The organism is Acidobacteriota bacterium, assembly GCA_009838525.1.
In the GTDB taxonomy this organism is placed as follows: Bacteria; Acidobacteriota; Vicinamibacteria; order Vicinamibacterales; family UBA8438; genus VXRJ01.
Genome location: VXRJ01000026.1, coordinates 2,197 through 3,452 on the forward strand (window position 1 = coordinate 2,197; position 1,256 = coordinate 3,452).

Annotated in this window: 1 pseudogene (running past one end of the window); it reads left to right on the top strand. The window is 59.3% G+C overall.

Annotation, left to right across the window (positions count from 1 at the left end):
- Positions 1–1,217, top strand: a pseudogene (locus F4Y45_11500) (NAD(P)-binding protein); it begins 292 nt to the left of the window's first position.
- Positions 1,218–1,256: the final 39 nt, after the last annotated feature.

Genomic DNA, 1,256 nt, shown 5'->3' on the forward strand with positions numbered 1-1,256 from the left:
CCCGTGGCATCATCGCCAAGAAGCTGAAGATGCGGCAGTTCGACCAGTACTTCCAGAACATGGCGGTCTGGTCCTACTACAAGGGCGGCAAGCGGTTCCAAGGCGACCTAGACGGCAACATCTTCTCAGTTGCGTTCGAGGAAGGGTGGATCTGGATCATACCATTGAAGGACGACATCTACAGCGTGGGGGTAGTGACCGATAAGTCCGCCAGCGCCCGGATGCGCGACAGCGGGATCGAGACGTTCTACCAGCAGTGCTTGGAGATGTGTCCACTGGCGATGGAAATCCTAGAGAACGCCACGCGCTGCGAAGACGTGCGAGTGATACGCGAGTGGGCCTATGATGCCTCTTCGCTGTCGCTGGGTCGCGCCTTTCTCTGCGGCGACTCGGCCTGCTTCATCGACCCGCTGTTCTCACAGGGCGTACATCTGGCGACCTACTCGGCAATGCTGGCCGCCGCCGGTATTGATCACTTGTACCGCAATCCACAGGACGCCGACGAAATCCACCAGTGGTACGAACAGTCCTATCGAGATGCCTACAACCGCTATCACCAATTTCTAGCCGCGTTCTATTCTGCCAACTCCGCACTCGATTCGACGTTCTGGCGGCAGCGCAAGATCGCCGGGACAGAAGACAGTCGGTTCGCTGGCAAGGAGTGGTTCACCGCGCTCTCCGGCCAGCAGGTGGACGCTGGCGCACAGGGCGTCGAAGAGCTGGAGGCGCGCGCTGCAACCTTGGCCGACCTCTGGCAACACAATAAAAACGAGGTCACCGACCATTTCGACGAAACCGAACTCTCGCTGCGCCGGGTGCGCTGGGCCAGCCAACTGATGAAGGATTTCGGGCGGATGGCCCGGATCACCTGGGTTGCAGATGAGGTGCGGCTAGTGCCGTCCTTCAAGGTCCATCCGACTTCGTTCGCGCTCGAGCGTCAGCATTTCATCGCTGACGAGCGCGGTCGGACCATGACTACCTATGCCCTTACCGAAGACCACCGCCGGCTCTTCGCGAGCCTGAAGAGCCATCCTCTGAGCTATCGAGAGTTGGCCGGGAAGTTGAAGGAGTTAAAGGGTCAAGGCACGCCCGTGCAGATCATCGGCCGACTGATTGAGAGCGACTTCCTGCGGGGATCTGACCAGAACGGCGATCCGGTAAAAATTCGCGCGGCCTTGCGCTTCGGCGGGGTTGGTGCCGAGGACGACATCTCCTGAGACTAATTCGACGAAAGGAAGAAACATGCAGAAAGACGA